This window comes from Methanocrinis sp., assembly GCF_049974945.1.
Classification (GTDB): domain Archaea; phylum Halobacteriota; class Methanosarcinia; order Methanotrichales; family Methanotrichaceae; genus Methanocrinis.
In genome coordinates this window covers 12,838-28,091 of record NZ_JBNGCU010000013.1, presented here as the reverse complement: position 1 = coordinate 28,091, position 15,254 = coordinate 12,838, and the positions used below count along the sequence as shown (strand labels likewise).

At 61.1% G+C, this 15,254-nt stretch carries 18 protein-coding genes and 1 pseudogene; 3 read left to right on the top strand and 16 right to left on the bottom strand.

Going from position 1 to position 15,254, the window contains the following annotated elements:
- The 3 genes and pseudogenes from ACP5EL_RS02555 to ACP5EL_RS02545 all read right to left on the bottom strand — a co-directional run.
- Positions 1 to 308: pseudogene (locus ACP5EL_RS02555) on the bottom strand (hypothetical protein); the annotation flags it as partial.
- Positions 309 to 334: 26 nt separating this feature from the next.
- A complete protein-coding gene (gene polX, locus ACP5EL_RS02550) occupies positions 335 to 2,053 on the bottom strand; it encodes a DNA polymerase/3'-5' exonuclease PolX (RefSeq protein ID WP_428400871.1) in 1,719 nt (572 codons plus the stop codon).
- 64 nt (positions 2,054 to 2,117) lie between these two features.
- Positions 2,118 to 2,843, bottom strand: a complete 726-nt coding sequence (locus tag ACP5EL_RS02545; protein WP_428400870.1) for a DUF128 domain-containing protein — start codon at positions 2,841 to 2,843, stop codon at positions 2,118 to 2,120.
- Positions 2,844 to 2,985: 142 nt separating this feature from the next.
- Between ACP5EL_RS02545 and ACP5EL_RS02540 the strand changes: the two genes are divergently transcribed.
- A complete protein-coding gene (locus ACP5EL_RS02540) occupies positions 2,986 to 3,720 on the top strand; it encodes an RNA ligase partner protein (protein WP_428400874.1) in 735 nt (244 codons plus the stop codon).
- A 39-nt stretch (positions 3,721 to 3,759) separates the two neighbouring features.
- On the opposite strand, the gene ftsY is transcribed toward ACP5EL_RS02540, so the two are convergent.
- The 10 genes from ftsY to serB all read right to left on the bottom strand — a co-directional run bounded on the left by ftsY (position 3,760) and on the right by serB (position 9,457).
- Positions 3,760 to 4,854 (bottom strand): signal recognition particle-docking protein FtsY, encoded by a 1,095-nt coding sequence (gene ftsY / locus ACP5EL_RS02535; RefSeq protein ID WP_428400869.1) that lies wholly within the window; start codon positions 4,852 to 4,854, stop codon positions 3,760 to 3,762.
- Positions 4,855 to 4,865: 11 nt separating this feature from the next.
- Positions 4,866 to 5,303 carry a prefoldin subunit alpha gene (gene pfdA / locus ACP5EL_RS02530; protein WP_428400868.1) on the bottom strand — a complete coding sequence of 146 codons (438 nt, stop codon included), beginning with the start codon at positions 5,301 to 5,303 and terminating at the stop codon, positions 4,866 to 4,868.
- Positions 5,296 to 5,475, bottom strand: coding sequence for a 50S ribosomal protein L18Ae (gene rpl18a / locus ACP5EL_RS02525; protein ID WP_428400867.1), 180 nt, complete (start codon positions 5,473 to 5,475; stop codon positions 5,296 to 5,298). The genes pfdA and rpl18a overlap by 8 nt, the downstream gene beginning before the upstream one ends.
- 4 nt (positions 5,476 to 5,479) lie before the next feature.
- Positions 5,480 to 6,157: a translation initiation factor IF-6 gene (locus ACP5EL_RS02520; protein ID WP_428400866.1), complete on the bottom strand. Its 678-nt coding sequence runs from the start codon at positions 6,155 to 6,157 to the stop codon at positions 5,480 to 5,482.
- Complete coding sequence (locus ACP5EL_RS02515; RefSeq protein WP_428400865.1) at positions 6,135 to 6,407, bottom strand: 50S ribosomal protein L31e; 273 nt, start codon at positions 6,405 to 6,407, stop codon at positions 6,135 to 6,137. The genes ACP5EL_RS02520 and ACP5EL_RS02515 overlap by 23 nt, the downstream gene beginning before the upstream one ends.
- A gap of 11 nt (positions 6,408 to 6,418) precedes the next feature.
- Positions 6,419 to 6,568 (bottom strand): 50S ribosomal protein L39e, encoded by a 150-nt coding sequence (locus ACP5EL_RS02510; protein WP_428400864.1) that lies wholly within the window; start codon positions 6,566 to 6,568, stop codon positions 6,419 to 6,421.
- Positions 6,565 to 7,161, bottom strand: a complete 597-nt coding sequence (locus ACP5EL_RS02505) for a DUF7411 family protein (protein ID WP_428400863.1) — start codon at positions 7,159 to 7,161, stop codon at positions 6,565 to 6,567. The genes ACP5EL_RS02510 and ACP5EL_RS02505 overlap by 4 nt, the downstream gene beginning before the upstream one ends.
- Positions 7,158 to 7,505, bottom strand: coding sequence for a DNA-binding protein (locus ACP5EL_RS02500; RefSeq protein WP_428400873.1), 348 nt, complete (start codon positions 7,503 to 7,505; stop codon positions 7,158 to 7,160). Before ACP5EL_RS02500 ends, ACP5EL_RS02505 begins: the two co-directional genes overlap by 4 nt.
- A 9-nt stretch (positions 7,506 to 7,514) precedes the next feature.
- The gene (locus tag ACP5EL_RS02495) at positions 7,515 to 7,964 is read right to left on the bottom strand and encodes a 30S ribosomal protein S19e (protein ID WP_428400862.1); all 450 of its coding nucleotides are present in this window, start codon (positions 7,962 to 7,964) and stop codon (positions 7,515 to 7,517) included.
- Positions 7,965 to 8,239: 275 nt separating this feature from the next.
- A complete protein-coding gene (serB, locus tag ACP5EL_RS02490) occupies positions 8,240 to 9,457 on the bottom strand; it encodes a phosphoserine phosphatase SerB (protein WP_428400861.1) in 1,218 nt (405 codons plus the stop codon).
- 206 nt (positions 9,458 to 9,663) lie between these two features.
- Between serB and ACP5EL_RS02485 the strand changes: the two genes are divergently transcribed.
- Entirely contained in the window at positions 9,664 to 11,844 is a 2,181-nt protein-coding gene (locus ACP5EL_RS02485; RefSeq protein ID WP_428400860.1) for an STT3 domain-containing protein, read from the top strand.
- Here the strand turns inward: ACP5EL_RS02485 and ACP5EL_RS02480 are convergent, their stop codons facing one another.
- Positions 11,845 to 12,372: a type 1 glutamine amidotransferase domain-containing protein gene (locus ACP5EL_RS02480; RefSeq protein WP_428400859.1), complete on the bottom strand. Its 528-nt coding sequence runs from the start codon at positions 12,370 to 12,372 to the stop codon at positions 11,845 to 11,847.
- Positions 12,373 to 12,409: 37 nt separating this feature from the next.
- The gene (locus tag ACP5EL_RS02475; protein WP_428400858.1) at positions 12,410 to 12,832 is read right to left on the bottom strand and encodes a CoA-binding protein; all 423 of its coding nucleotides are present in this window, start codon (positions 12,830 to 12,832) and stop codon (positions 12,410 to 12,412) included.
- A gap of 299 nt (positions 12,833 to 13,131) precedes the next feature.
- Here ACP5EL_RS02475 and ACP5EL_RS02470 point away from each other — a divergent pair, with 299 nt between their 5' ends.
- Positions 13,132 to 13,470 carry a hypothetical protein gene (locus ACP5EL_RS02470; RefSeq protein WP_428400857.1) on the top strand — a complete coding sequence of 113 codons (339 nt, stop codon included), beginning with the start codon at positions 13,132 to 13,134 and terminating at the stop codon, positions 13,468 to 13,470.
- Positions 13,471 to 13,528: 58 nt separating this feature from the next.
- Here ACP5EL_RS02470 and ACP5EL_RS02465 read toward each other — a convergent pair whose 3' ends face one another.
- Entirely contained in the window at positions 13,529 to 15,253 is a 1,725-nt protein-coding gene (locus tag ACP5EL_RS02465) for an ABC transporter ATP-binding protein (RefSeq protein WP_428400856.1), read from the bottom strand.
- Position 15,254: the final 1 nt, after the last annotated feature.

Genomic DNA, 15,254 nt, shown 5'->3' with positions numbered 1-15,254 from the left:
AACTCCCCCTCCGGCGCCACAGGGCCGATCCCGGGCTCGATGGAGATCTTGTCGGCGAGCCCCACCCCCGATACCTTCCAGCTCAAGATCGAGCTCTCCCCCGGCCAGATCTCGGCGGGGTCTGCCTCGAACCGCTCGATTCTCGGCGGGGCGATGTCATCTCTTTCTCCCGCCGGTTTCATCAGCCCCAAATGGTCGATGGCCAGTAGAAGTCCGCTGAAGATGGCGGCCATGACGAATATCCCGAGAAGAAACCTGGCCAGATATCCGCCGAAGGGTCCTTCCTCCCGTCGCCCTTTCTTCTTCATCGCCCTCTTCTCCTTCCTCTTTCTTTTCAGCTCCTGTCCAGGTACCTCATCAGATCATCGAGGCCCAGGGTGTTGAGGATGTCTTTCTTCTCCAGCCAGCCGCGCCGGGCGGTCTTGACCCCGTACTCCATGACCGATAGGCCGCAGGTGCTGTGGGCGTCGGTGTTTATGGCAAGCGTGACCCCCATCTCCTTAGCACGCCTCGCCCAGCGGTCGTTCAGGTCGAGCCTGCTGGGGTGGGCGTTGATCTCCATGGCCGTCTCGGTCCTCGCCGCCGCCTCCAGGACCCTCTCCATATCCACCTCGTAGGGCTCGCGCTCCCCGATCTTCCTTCCGGTGGGATGGCCGATGACGTCGACGTGCTCGCTCTCCATCGCCGAGATGATCCGATTTGTCATCTCCCTCTCCCTCTGCTGATAGGCGGAGTGGACCGAGGCTACGACGACGTCGCACCGCTCCAGAATCTCGTCGGGATAGTCGAGCCTTCCATCGACCCTGATCTCCACCTCCGTTCCCACCAGGACAGAAAACCCCTCCATCTCCTCGTTGAGCCTTCTGATCAGCTCCGTCTTCTCTCTGAGCCTATCTTCGGCGAGCCCGTTGGCGATCGCGAGGCTCGGGGAGTGGTCGCAGATGGCCAGGTACTCGTAGCCTAGCTTTTGGGCGGCGAACGCCATCTCCTCGATGGGGTGGCGGCCGTCAGACCAGTCGCTGTGGACGTGAAGGTCGCCCTTCATATCCGAGACCTCCACCAGTCGTGGCAGATCTCCTGTCAGGGCCGCCTCCACCTCCCCCCCGTCCTCCCTGATCTCCGGCGGGATCCAGTCCATCCCCAGGTGGCGGTAGAGGTCCTCCTCCCGATCGAAGAAGAGCTCCTCCCCGTCTGCGACCCTCTTCAGGGAGTACTCGGAGAGGGAGTAGCCCTTGGAGAGGGCGACCTGCCGGAGCTTGACGTTGTGCTCCTTGGAGCCGGTGAAGTACTGGATAACCGTCCCGAAGGAGCGGGGCTCGACGATCCGCAGGTCCACCTGGACCGTCTCGTCGACGATGACCGAGGCCTTCGTCGGCCCCCTCATCAGAACCTCCTCCACCGCCGGGATCTCGACGAAGGCCAGGATCGCTGCGGCGGGCTCGGTCGAGGTGGCCAGGATGTCGATATCCCCCACCGTTTCTCGACCCCGCCGGAGGGACCCCGCCAGGGTGAGGTCTCCGATCCCCTCGACCTTTTTGAGGTGGCCCAGGATCTCCTCGGCCAAGGGCTGCGCCACCCCCAGGGGGATCCGATCGCTCCGCTTCTTCCACCTCTCGATGGCCCGGAGGATGTTCTTCTCGGAGGTGGGGCCCATCCGGGGAAGGCGGCGGACCCGGTGCTCCCGCGCTGCCAGCTCCAGCTCCTCGACGCTGGATACCCCCAGTCTCTGATGAAGCATGGACACGGTCTTGGGGCCGAGGCCCGAGATCGCTAGAAGCTCGGCCATCCCCGGCGGCGTCTCCCGAAACAGTCGGTCGTGGGCTTCGATCCTCCCGGTCTCCAAAAACTCTCTGATCTTTGCGGCGATGGCCTTGCCCACTCCGGGGATCGACTCCAGCTCGCCCCGGAGGCTGACCTCCTCTAGGTCCATTTTCATCGACTCTATCGACCTCGCCGCCCTTCGGTAGGCCACGACCTTAAATCCGTTCTCGCCCCCCATCTCCAGGAGGTCCCCCATCTCTCGGAGCAGGCGCGCAACCTCTTCGTTCTTCACGGAAAAAGAGTTGGATATGAATCTTATAAAGATCTTGGCCGAGGCAATCTCGCCGCTTTCCGCCTCATAGGAGATCCTCGATGTGGGTCATCTCCCCCATCTCGGTGAGGCTGCTTATCGACTCGGTCTCTATCCCTACCCCGCGGCTCATGGCGGCGGCGACGATGTTCGTTCCGCCGACGAGGGATATGCCGATGTGGTCGCGTTCCACCGAGACCCCCAGGACGTTCATATTCGGGTCTCCCAGATCCAAGACCCCCGAAAACCCGGCCTCGGCCAGGATCTCGAGCCTCTCTTCGATCCTCTCCCTCGCCAGCATCGGAGCCTCCTGGAGGTTTCCCAGGATCCTGCCGCTTCCGGTCTGCATCATCCTCACCACGCTGGTCAGCTCCTGGGATATGAGGACGTCTATCGGATCGATGGTGGTGGCCCAGTACATCAGCATGTCAGTGAACCGGACCGGCTCGCGATCGATCACCTCTATGACGCCCCCACCTTTGGGCCTCATGGGAACCCCGGCCTTGAGGAGGACGCCGCTGACGGTGATGCTGCAGGCGGACATGATCTTGGCCCTGCTCCCAAAGGTCTCCACCTTCAGGTAGGGGCTGACGGAGAGGCCGCTCTCCATGACGTCCCGGAATATCTGGAGGGTCGGCTCCAGCATCTTCAGGTCCACCATGGAGGTGTTGGTGATGATCTCGCCCTCCATCTTCCGGGGGTCGAAGCTCACCATCTGCATCAGGTTCTCTATTCTGCTCAGGGAAAAGACCAGGGGCTTCAAACCTACCACCGCATCCTTCTCGCCACGGGGTCGGGCTCCCTCTCTGAGGCCCGACCGCGGCCCTAGATCCGTCAAGGTAGCTCATCCTTTAAATATCGTGAAGATGGGGCGGGAAAGCCGTCTTATATCACCTCCTACATACTTGGGCAAGATGTTGCGCCAGAGGTTTGTGCTCGATACCACAGCCCTCACCGACTCCCTCGCCTGGGAGGGGGAGGGTTGCACCAACATTTGCGAGGGGATGAACGCCATCCTCGACTCTGTCGCCGAGGCGAGGCTTCACCTCGGCATAAGCTGCTACATCCCCTACCCCTCCGTCTACAACGAGATAAGGGACTTCGTCAAGCACAATGAGTGCGATGAGGCCGTTCTGATCAAGGTCGACACCTGGCTGGTGAAGATGACCCCGGACCGCTACGAGGTCAAGATCCCCTCCAAGGTCTTCTACGAGTACGTCTTCTATATGCGAAGCAGGATCAACAAGGGGATGAACGTCGCTGAGGAGGCGATCTGGGAGGCGGTGGCAAGGTGCATCGCCCTGAGCGCAGAGGAGGGGGACCTCTCGGCGATGAAGGGCGAGATCGAGAGGGAGGCCGTCGGAGGCATCGTGAGAAAGTTTCGGGAGAAGTACAGAAACGCGCTGCGGTACGGCATCCTCGACAGCGCCCCCGACATCGACATCCTCCTCCTGGCCAAGGAGCTGAACGCCGCGGTGATATCCCAGGACCTGGGGGTCCAGAGGTGGGCGGAACAGCTGGGCCTCCGGTACCTGGAGGCGAGAACCTTTCCCGTGATGATCAAGGAGTACCTGAGCCGGGCGAGGGCGATCCAGAAGAGCGACGGCCTGCCCCTTTACGTCCCGCAGTTCGGAGAGGACGATAAATAAAAACGGGAATTTGGGAATTTTGGGGACGAAAGCCCCGCCTCAGGATCCGAGGAGCCTCTCCAGGAGCCATTCGGGCTCGAACTTCACCAGGTCGGGATAGTCCTGGCCCACCCCCAGGAAGAGGACAGGCTTTCCCGTGATCTGAGATATGGATATGGCTGCCCCGCCCTTGGCGTCGGCGTCGGTCTTGGTGAGGATCGTCCCGTCGATCGGCACCGCCTCATTGAAGAGCCTCGCCCTCTCCACGGCGTCGTTTCCAGCGATCGCCTCGTCGACGAATATCAGAAGGTCGGGCTTTACCACCCTCACGATCTTCTTCATCTGGTCCATGAGGTTGACGTTGGTGTGAAGCCTTCCTGCTGTATCCGCCAGGACTACGTCCCTGTGGTGGGCCTTCGCGTACTCCACGGCGTCGAAGATGACGGCGGCGGGATCTTTGCCGTCCTTGTGCTTGACCAGCTTCACCTCCAGGTTCTTCGCGTGGACCTCGATCTGCTCCACCGCCCCCGCCCGGAAGGTGTCCCCGGCGGCGAGGACGACGGAGTAGCCCCGATCTTTGAGATACCTCGCGACCTTGGCGATGGAGGTGGTCTTGCCCGTACCGTTCACCCCTACAAAGACGATCTTCACCGGCTTATCGGCCTTCGCGATGAACTCGTCGACGTCGAAGCGGTTCTCCGAGAGGACCTTGAAGAGGGCTGATCTCAATGCCTCCTCGACGATCTCGCCAGTGTCGGCCCGGATCTTCTTCTTTCGCCCGACCAGCTCGTCCTTGACGGAGGCGACGATAGTCTCGGCGACGGGAAGGGCGACGTCGCTCTCCAGGAGAGCCATCTCCAGCTCCCAGAGGGGGTCGGTGAGGTCCTTCTCGTCCAGGACCACCTCCTGCTCAAAGATCAGGGATTTGGCCCGAGATTTGAAGGACTGCTTCGTCTTGGTGGCGTTATCTTCAGCAGGGATCTTCGCTTCTAGAGCTTCTGCGGCGGCTGGGCCCGTCTTCGATTGAGGCTTCCCCTCTTCCGCTTTGCCCCTCTCGGCTTCGGCCTTCTTAGCCTCTGCCTCGCCCTTCTCCTGGATCTTGGTGGATACGGCCTCTTTGAACCCCTTCAGCCTCTCCTTGAACCTGTTGAACAACTTTTTAGCTCCTACTCGGAAAACTGCTGCTCGTACTTTGCGGCGATCGACTGGATCTTGCCCATCTCCTGCTCGATCTTGGAGAGGGTCTGGTTCAGCTTGCCCGAGGCCTCTGAGAGCTGCGCCTTCCTCTTGTCGAGAGACTCCTTGGCTTCAACAGCGTTCTTCTCGATGCTCACCCCAGCGCCGATGCCGACGATCACCTTATCCCTGGAGGCGAGCTTCGCGTGGATGAAAGAGTCCTGGCCGATGGGCACCAGCATCTCCTGTCCATCCTCGGCCGTCTCCATCGCATCGACGGCCTTGAGGGCCTTCTCGCACCCTTCAACGGAGAGCTGGAAGAGCCCGAGCTGCCGGACGATCGCCTCGGCCTCGGCCTGGTACTGCTGATAAACCATCATGAGCCTCCTGACCTCCTCCTCGCTGGGAGCAGTCGGAGACTCAGCCAAGGGCCTTCACCTCTTCTATCCTGACCAGGTTTCTCTTCACGCCCTGCTTGCTTCCGAGGAGGGAGTACGTCTTCTCCACGGCGTTCTTCTCGCTGTTGCTCTCTACGACCTTGGAAAAGGACTGCCAACTGCTTTTTACCTTGAACTTTCCATTGATCTCAAAATCGACCATAAGACTACCCCATAAAACCCAACGCATCTTCTATACGACCCAGCTCCGGACCGGTCGTCTCATCCCCCGCAACGTACCCCCGGCTGTTGGCGAGGATCCCCGACCCCACCAGAGGCGAGCCGAAGTTCACCGTCCCCACGTCCACGGGAAGGCCGAAGAGGTCTTCGAGCTCGGCGAGTTCGGTCTCAGCGAGCCTCGGATGGACGAGGATGCCCCGGTTGGTGACGGCGGAGGTCATGCCAACCGTCTTCAGTCCGCCGATGGTGCCCCGCCTCACCTCAACCCCCAGGGTCTTTGATACCGCCTCACAGGCCCGGTCCGAGAGTCCCGGATGGACCATGGCGGCGGTGTCGTTGGCGAGGATGACGTTCCCGGCGGCGCTTATCTTTCCTGGAAGCCTCGCGGCCCTCCCGAAAGCGGAGAGGTTAGCGAGATCCTCATCGCTGGCGTGGGGGGTGAGGATGAAGCCGCTGCTGTTCCCGCAGACGAGAGATCCTATGACCGAGCTGCCCGCCACCGTCGTCTTCACCGGCTCGAAGCCCAGGTGCCTCTCCAGGGCTCTCATCGCCCCTGCGGACGTCTCGAAGGGCACCAGCACCGCCGCCTCAGTGCAGCAGGCGAAGACCCCCAGAAGGGCGCTTCCTGCAATCTTCAGCCGCTTATCTGACCCGTTCGCCTGCAAACTCAGCCTCAACCCCGCCGTCGTCGAACTTCGCCGCCTTCACCCGGATCCTCGCTGGTGGCTTCTGGCCGCCCCGCGCCCAGATCGCCTCGTTGAGGTCGCCGGAGATCTTCACGTCATCGATGGAGGTCTTCATGTGCCTTGCCAGGTACTTTCTTACCTCGTAGACGGCCCTCTTGCTCCTCTTCCACCTCGGAGCCTTCTTAACTTCCCTCAAGGGGATCGTATATACTCTTTCTGTTTCTGTCATCTGTTCTCCCCTCACTCTATGCTGCTCCGTCTCCAGTGACGTCTCTTGGGGTGGCTCACAACGTTGCGCATCGTCTTTATGATCACCCAGCCGGGCACTCGTCTGTTCTGGCCGAAGGCCTTGGCGTGTCTGATCTTCTTGCCTTTGGTTCTCTTGCTCAAATCCGCTTCCTCCTGATCACTCTCGTATGCATGTGGTGGGCAGGAAATGTCCTGGCTATCGCCTCCTGCCCGCATCGCTCCTTTAGCGCCAGCCTCAGCCCCACCTCGAAGTCGGAGGCGGGCAGTGCCTCGCTATTGAGCGTCTCGAAATCCATGTAGCTTGATGCCAGGGCGTTGATGGTCTTGCTCCCGTATCCCGCGAGCGGTCTTATGTAGTGGACCTTTTTTCTGTCCTCGAGGCTCCGAACCCCGTCCGGGCTCATCATGGGAACCCGGTCTTCTCGCTTAGTCCCGTCGGCCACAAACTCCTCCTTTTCGGATAGGACCTCGAGGGCGCACCGATGGAGGTGGTTTATGCCGTCTCTCGGATATCCGGCCGCAAGGAGCATCCCGAGTGCCTCCTGGAGAACCTCGTCATCGAAGACGATAGTCCTGTGGGGAAGGTCCAGGACTTCTGCGGCCTCTGCAGCCGCCTCGTCCGTACTGTAGGGGCCGAAGGCGAAGGTTGCCAGCTCCACATCAAAGAACGGTTCCAGAAGAATCGAGGCTAAGGCGCTGTCCTTGCCGCCGCTGAAGAGAACTACAACCTTCATCGCCTGGTGATGTTGATCTCCCTCTTCTTGGGCTGAATCTGTTTGAGTATGGCTTTGAGCTGCTCGTCTGTTATAGCGCTCTGGAGCCGGCCGCCCTGGGCCAGCATCACCAGCTGGGACTCGATCTGGGACGCGAAATCCGGTCGGGCCATCCTTATGCTGCTCAGCCTCTCCCTCGCCTCGGGGGTGAGGATCGTCCTCAGGATCGCCTGCTTTCGGGCCTCCATCTCCTGCTGCATCTGTTCCTGCTGGGCCTGTTGAGCAGAGTACATCTGGGAGTCTGTCTGCTGCCTCTGGAGCTCTTCCATCCTTTTGCGCTTCAGCTCTGCAAGCTCGTCATCCATATCCATGAATCAGTACCTCTCGAGCTCCGGGATCGACTTCTGTACCTCGATTTTGACCTGATGAGATATGTTGTCCAGGAAAGATTGTCCCTCTGGGGTGAGCTGTCGTCCCACCTTCATCTTCTTCACGTATCCTGCCTTCTCCAGCTGCTGGAGAGCCACCCGAACGACAGAGCCGCTGCCCTTGGCGAAGCTGGGGGTGACGGTCCTTCTTCTGTGTTTTCCTCCGTAGTAGGACCGGAGCCTCGATACTCCCACGGGCCCGTCGATGTACAGACGGCGGAGCACCGATGCGCACCGCACGTACCACCAGTCGGGGTTGACGGGCGGCATCTCCCTGTTCGCTCCTGTCTTCGCATAAGCCGACCACTCTGGCGGCTCGATCTTCCCGCTGGTCTTCAGCTCTTGTGCCACAGCATCGATTAGGTTGTTTGGAGGCACATCGTAAACAGTCGTCAAATCATTCAATCCTCCGATATGAGATAATAAACGAATCAGAGTCCTTAAAATCCGTCAAGTATAAATGCTTTTTCCGGATCTGGCGGCAGCCCCTCTTTCATCGGGTTCGGACCGAGATCGAGCGGAGGTTGGCGGTTCTCGCAGTCCTCCATAATCTGGCGGACCTGCCCTGCATCCTTCCTTGCGCGTGCGGGCGGACTATTTGGGCACCTCCGCCTCTGGCCCGCAGAATGCTGAGGGGTCGGCTCTCGGCGGGCCGAGGAGGAACGGCCGCCCTAGAGGAGCTCTCCACCCTTCTCCGCCAGGCCCAGGACGTTCAAAAGGCCGATGAGGTTCTCCTTGGAGAGGCTCCCGTCGGAGACCTTCTTCAGGATCTCCTTGGCGTTGAAGGCGACTCCAAGGCCGGCGTTCTGGATCATAAGGCAGTCGTTGGCGCCGTCTCCCACCGCCACCACGTTCTCGGGGCCGATCCCCTCCAGCCTCGCGAGATCGTTAACGATCCTACCTTTGGCGGCGGCGTCGATGACCTCGCCCTCGATCTCGCCTGTGAGGACGTCGCCCTTGATCTCCAGGACGTTGGCGAAGGTGTAGTCGAAGCCGAGTCGCTCTTTCAGTATATCTGTGAAGTAGGTGAAGCCGCCGCTTATCAGGGCGGTCTTGTACCCCACCTCTTTGAGGTGGTGGATCAGCTCTTCAGACCCCGGGGTGAGCTGGATGTTCTTGGCGATCTCGTCCAGGGCCTTTACCGGGATTCCCCTGAGCAGGCGGACCCGGCTCCGCAGGGCCTCCTCGAAGTCCAGCTCTCCGTTCATTGCCCGCTCGGTGATCTCTTCCACCTCTCTGTCCACTCCTGCGAAGGAGGCCATCTGGTTTATCGTCTCGAAATCGACTATTGTAGAGTCCATATCGAAGACGATGAGCCTCTTCTCCTTCGCGGAGTTGTCCAGGTCCTGGACCACGACGTCGAGGCCGAGCTTCTCGCACTCGATCTTCAGCTCCTCTCGAAGCTGGTGAGAGTCGACGACGCCGAAGTCCATGACGAACTCGATAGATATCAGCTCGCCTCGGGCGGTGACCGCAGCCCTCTCGATGTTTATACCCCTTCCGGCGGCGAGGCTTGCTACGTCGTAGATTATCCCCACCCGGTCCCTAGCCAGGATCGTCACCACCTGGAGGTTCTTTCTTCCCCTCCTCCTGCCCCGATACTGATCGAGGGGAAGAACGCTCACCTCCAGTCCGAGCTCGGCGGCGAGCTCCTGGAGACGAGCTTCCAGCTCCTTGGGGGTCTTTGTGGCCCGTCCGAAGTCCGCCACCATCGACATCACGAAGAGGCCCTGGAGGATCCTCTGGTCCAAATCGACGATGTTGACCATCATCTCCGCCGGGGCGACCAGAAGGTCGCGAATTATCCCGGGCTTGTCCTTTCCCAGAACCGAGATAACCCAGAGGTCGGAGCCGCAAGCGAGTTTCGTCTTCGATTCCATCTCTCTCATCAATCTGACCGGAGGGGTGACTTGCATCCCAGCCTAAATACTTTTTCAGCGCGGGCGGCGGCTGCGGGGCTGGCTCTAACAACAGATACTGCCGACCTGAACGGCAGCCCCTCGATCCATAAGTGTTAAAAGGAGTTGCGACCTAGGGAGGGATGGATGGGAGGCCGCGCCTGGCTTCCCTCCTGAGAAGGATGAGGTCGAGATACATGGATCGAGGAGGGTCGCAGGAGCTTTTGGGGGTTCTTGGAGCCTTCTCGTTGGCCCTATTTTTTAGGCTCCTTCCTGCGAAAAACGGCATAGTGGGGGGGGACGTTCTCTTTTACGGGTATGATTCCTTCTATCACATGCGCCGGATCTTCGTCACCGCCGAGAGCTTCCCCCACGTCCTCTGGTTCGACTCTTACCTCAACCACCCCTGGGGTTTTGAGCTTCTGTGGCCGCCCCTCTTCGACCAGGTGGTGGCGGGAGCCTCCCTCCTCCTCGGGGGGGGCCCTCGGGCCGTCGAGATGGCGGGGGCGATCATGCCCGCAGTCCTGGGGGCGGTCTCGATCCCCGTCCTCTATCTTCTGGCGAAGAAGCTCTTCGGGGGCAGGGTGGCGCTCCTCTCGGTCCTCCTCCTGGCCTTCGATCCAAAACATATCTCAAGAACCCATTTCGGATGCCCTGACCACGACGTCCTGGAATCGCTCCTCATCCTGGGGGCGCTCCTATTTCTGGCGTATGCCCTCACCGATCGAGACCGGTGGCTCTGGTTCGGGGCCGCGGCGGGAGCGCTGATCGCCGCCACATCATACACCTGGCTGGGAGCTCCGATCTACATGGGCGCGATTCTGATCTACGCCGCCTTCCAGGTCGCCATCGACCTGCGGGAGGGCGCGCCCGCCGAAGAGACGATAGTTCCCCTCACGGCGGCCTTCGGCGTCGCCATCATCATGTTCCTCCCCTTTCGGGACGAGATCTGGCTCTCGCCCTCCTTCTTCGGGGCCCTGGCCGCCCTGGCGGCCCTGTCGTTCCTCTACCTATTATCGCGCCTCTTCGTCGCAAAGAATGCGCCCTGGATCGCCTTCGTCCCTGCGGTGGCGCTCCTGGGCTACCTCGCCGTGATCCTCAGCTACGCCGTCGAGATGGCCCGGGAGATCCGCTCTCTCCTCTGGGAGGGGCTGAGCTACTTCTTTCTCGGCAGCCCGGCGGGGCAGGGGATCGCAGAGGCAGCGCCCATCTACCAGGTCTTCGATCTAGTCTCCCTTTCTGGTCTCGGTCTCCTCTTCTCCCTCCTCGGGCTCGGCCTCGCGGCGTGGTCGACATGGCAGAGTCGCCTTCCCAGGGATCGGGTTCTCTTCCTGGTATGGGCTGCATTCACCCTCCTTCTCACCGTCTTTCAGGCCCGGTTCTTCTACCTCTTCTCCGTCGCCGGATCGATCCTGGTAGCCCTCCTCTTCTTCTGGGCGGCCGACCGGCTGAAAGCCTCGAAGAGGGTGGAACCTCTGGCGGCCAAGCTCCTCACCATCGCCCTTCTGGTCGTCCTCATCCTTCCCAGCGTCCTTGGGGTCGTCGAGATCGCAGAGGACCGGCCGGAGATAGCGGGAGACTGGCTCGAAGCTCTCGACTGGTTGGAGGAGAATACGCCCCCAACCGAGGGTTTCGATCAACCCGTTCGAGCCGGGGAGTACGGCGTATTGAGCTGGTGGGACTACGGCAACTGGATCCTCTATATGTCTAGAAGGCCCGTGGTGGCGAACAACTTCCAGGCGGGGGCGAAAGACGCCGCGACCTTCTTCCTCTCCGAAGACGAAGAGGAGGCCGTGGCCATAGCAAAGGCGAGGGATGCGAGGTACGTCATAACCGACCAGAAGATCGTCTACAGAAAGCTTCCGGCCGTGGTCCGCTGGATCGACGAAGATCCCGGAAGCTACATAGCGATATCAGACGACTCCGATCTGATCACCTTCGAGCACTCCAAGAGGTTCCTGGGAACTGTTCTGGCCAGGCTTCACCTCCTCGACTGCACGAACCTGGGCCACTTCCGCCTGATCTACGAGTCGGAGAGCTTCGCGGGCCTCAAGTGCCCGACGAGCGAGGTCAAGGTCTTCGAGCGGGTGGAGGGGGCGAAGATCGCGGGCGACGCCCCCTCCGAGAAGCCGATGGGGGTGGTCCTGGAGATGGTATCAAACCAGGGGAGGAGGTTCCAGTACTACAACTCGGCGATGCCCGAAGACGGCCGCTACGAGATCACCGTCCCCTACCCGACCGACGGCCGGGGCGAGACCCACTCCGTCGGCCCCTATCTGGTGGGCCCTGTAGAGGACTTCGCGGGAGGGGTCTTCATGAACGTCGAGGTCGGCGAGGAGGACGTCCTCTCGGGGAGGGTCGTAGAGGTCGACTTCTGATCATCTCATCGCCCTGACGATCTCCCTGCAGAAGGCGGGCAGATCCGGGGGCGATCTCGAGGATATCACATTTCCGTCGACTACCACCTCCTCGTCGGTCCAGACCGCTCCTGCGTTTCTCATGTCGTCTCTGATCGCCGGGGCGGAGGTCATCCTCCTTCCCCGGACGACATCGGCGGAGATCAGGACCTGGGGGCCGTGGCAGATGGCGGCCATCACTTCGCCGTCGTCGAAGATGGTTTTCACCAGCTCCAGGGTCTTCTCGCACCTCCGGAGCCTGTCGGGAGCCCAGCCGCCGGGGACGATCAGGCCGTCGAACCCCTCCGCCTCCTCCAGCGCCTCGTCCGCTCGAAGGTCGATCTCAGCGGGGTATCCGTGCTTGCTCGCCACCGTCTCCTCGCCGTCGGCCGTCCCGACGATCACCACCTCGGCCCCGGCCTCCCTCATCCTGTAATAGGGGTACCAGAACTCGAGGTCCTCGTAGTCCTTTGCCACCAGCAGAGCAGCCTTCTTCCCTTTCAGTTCCATTCCGTCTTCACCTCTTATTCGGTTCTCGATCTCTCCATCAATCCCGAAGCAGGAGCATGCAGCAGGTCTTGATGCAGAGGCCGGGGACCACCACCCTCCCCTCCCGGTCCAGGGCCTCGATAACCTCCGGGTTCTCAGTCCCCGGCTGGAGCCAGAAGGTCTCAAAGCCGACCTCTCGGGCCTCCTCGGCGAGGGCATAGACCGCCTCGGGCCTTCTGAAGACGTTCAGGATCTCGATCTTTTCGGGGACGTCCCGGAGAGATCCTAGGACCTTCTCCCCCAGGATCTCCTTCCCCTCGTGCTCGGGGTTTATGAGGTAGATCTTGAAGCCGCGCCTCTTCACCGTCTCCGATACGAAGTGGCTCGGCCTGAATTCCTCCGGGGATATCCCTACCACTGCGACGGTTCTGCTTCTCTTCAGAATCTCTCTCAGCTCTTCGCGGTCCTCTATGATGGGCATCGGGCAATCGGCTCCTGGGGTTGAGATCTCTTCGCCTGACCGGTTCAGAGGCACTGTAAGATTGAAGGTCGGAGATTATGCCGAGAGGATCTCTCTTCTCATACTCAACTTCAACTATGGCGCCCTTTACGCCTGGGATGCAATAAAAAATTTTCGGCGAGGTTTCTGGAGGACCGTCGTAATGCTACCTCCGTCGCGCTCCATCTCCTCTCCTCTCCCATCCCCGTCCCTCTTCTGCACAAGGGTTTTAGCTGAAGAGGACCATCTCGGAGTCGGAGCCGGGCAGAGAAGTTGAAAGCATGTCAAATACCAGGACCGATTCATCAGCAGAAGAGGCCGACCCCTTCCTCGCCGAGATCCGCAGGCTTCGGGGTGGGCGCGACGGAGGCGGCGAGGTGGACTGGGTCGAGAGGGCGGTGGACCTGAAGGTGGACCAGCTCCTGGACCTCTCCGAGTGCCTGAGAGAGCTCGATCCCTGCTCGGAGATCACCGATGCCAGAAAAGAGTGTGACAGGATCGTGGAGGAGATGGTGACAGGACGGCTTGCGGGCGAGGCGGCCGTGGGCAAGAGCGACGCTTTCCTCTACAAGGTCGCCTCCCTCATCATGGAGCGTCTGATGAGCGAGATCGAGGAATGAAGCTCTGATCGTCGAGCAAACTTTTACGGCGCCCAATTTCCAATCCTGTTGTTATCGTTCAGATCTCTCTCGCCCGCAGAGGATATCCCTCAGAGACTCCCCAGAGGTCACATCTGGCCTCTCTCTCCGGCCTGAGGTCAGGGGCAACCTCCAGAAGCCTCATCGTGTAGGGGTGGACCGGGCATGTCGTCACGTCGCTGGTCGCCCCCTCCTCGACGATCCTCCCCTTCAGCATCACGGTCATTCTATCGCTCACCTTTCTTGCGATGGCGATGTCGTGGGTTATGAAGAGGATGGATAGGCCCCTCTTCTCCTGGAGGTTGAGGAGGAGCTTGAGGATCTTCGCCTGGACGCTGGCGTCCAAGGCCGAGGTCGGCTCGTCGGCGATGAGGAGCTTCGGGTTCAGGGCCAGGGCTCTTGCGATCGCCACCCTCTGGGCCTCGCCGCCGCTGATCTGGTGTGGGTACTTATTCAGGAAGGCGTCGTCGGTGGGTAGCTCCACCTCATCGAGGACCTTTTTGGCGATCGATATCCTCTCGGCCGGACTTCCGACCTTCTGGACCTCCAGCGGCTCGGCCACCGCGTCGAGGACGTTCATCCGATGGCTGATCGACTCCTTGGGGTTCTGGTAGATCATCTGGACTTTTCTGTAGAAATCGCGGCCTCTCTTGGCCAGGGGCTCGCCCTCCAGTCTGATCTCGCCCTCCTCCTGGTCGAGGAGTCCGATGACGGTCTTGGCCAGGGTGGTCTTCCCCGAGCCGCTCTCACCGACGAGGGCGATCGTCTCGCCCTCGTAGAGGGTGAGGTCGACCCCGTCGACGGCCGCAAACTCGCCGAATCTCGTCTTGACATTCGAGAGCTCCAGGAGGGGGACTATCCCGCCCCGGTGGCAGGCGATCATCCGGTCGCCTGCGTCTGAGAGCTTCGGGACCTCCACTCTGCACCGATCTATCCTCTGGGTGCACCGCTCGCTGAAGGGACAGCCCACGACGCCGTGGACCATCCTCCCCGGTATACCCTGGAGATCTTTGGTGGTGGTCATGTTCGGCGACGACCTGATCAGCCCTCGCGTATAGGGATGGCGGGGGTTCTCCAGAAGGTCTCGGGTCTCGCCCATCTCCACGATCCTTCCTGCGTAGAGGACCGCCATCTTCTCCGTCAGCTTCGCCGCAGTGGAGATGTCGTGGGTTATGACCAGGACGATCTTCTCCCTCGTCCTCTCTCGAAGAAGAGAGGTGACCTCGGCCTTGGTCACGGCATCTAGGGAGGCGGTCGGCTCGTCGAGGATCAGAACCTGGGGGTCGTTGGCGAGGGCCATGGCGATGAGGGCCCTCTGCTTCTCGCCACCGCTCAGCTGGTGGGGGAAGGACCTCCCTTTCCCCTCCTTTAGGCCCACGGACCTGAGTTGACGGCTGACCCGATCTCCGAGGTCCTCGGAGTCGTCCCTATCCCCATGGGCCGAGATCGCCTCCTCGATCTGGTCGTAGACGGTCATGAGGGGGTCCAGGGCGTCCTCGACGTTCTGAAATACCATGGCCATCTCCTTTCCCCGCATCTTCCGTCTCTCTTTCTCGTCGAGGGAGAGGAGATCTTTTCCGTCCAGGAGGACTCTTCCCGAGCACCTCCCGTCCAAAAGGCCCATCAGGGCGAGCCCCAGGGTGGTCTTCCCCGCCCCAGACTCGCCGATGATGGCGAGAGAGTCGCCCCGGAGGAGGTCCAGGCTGACCCCCGCGAGGATCTCGGTTCCGTCGTAAGAGACCTTCAAGTCGTCGATTTCGAGCATA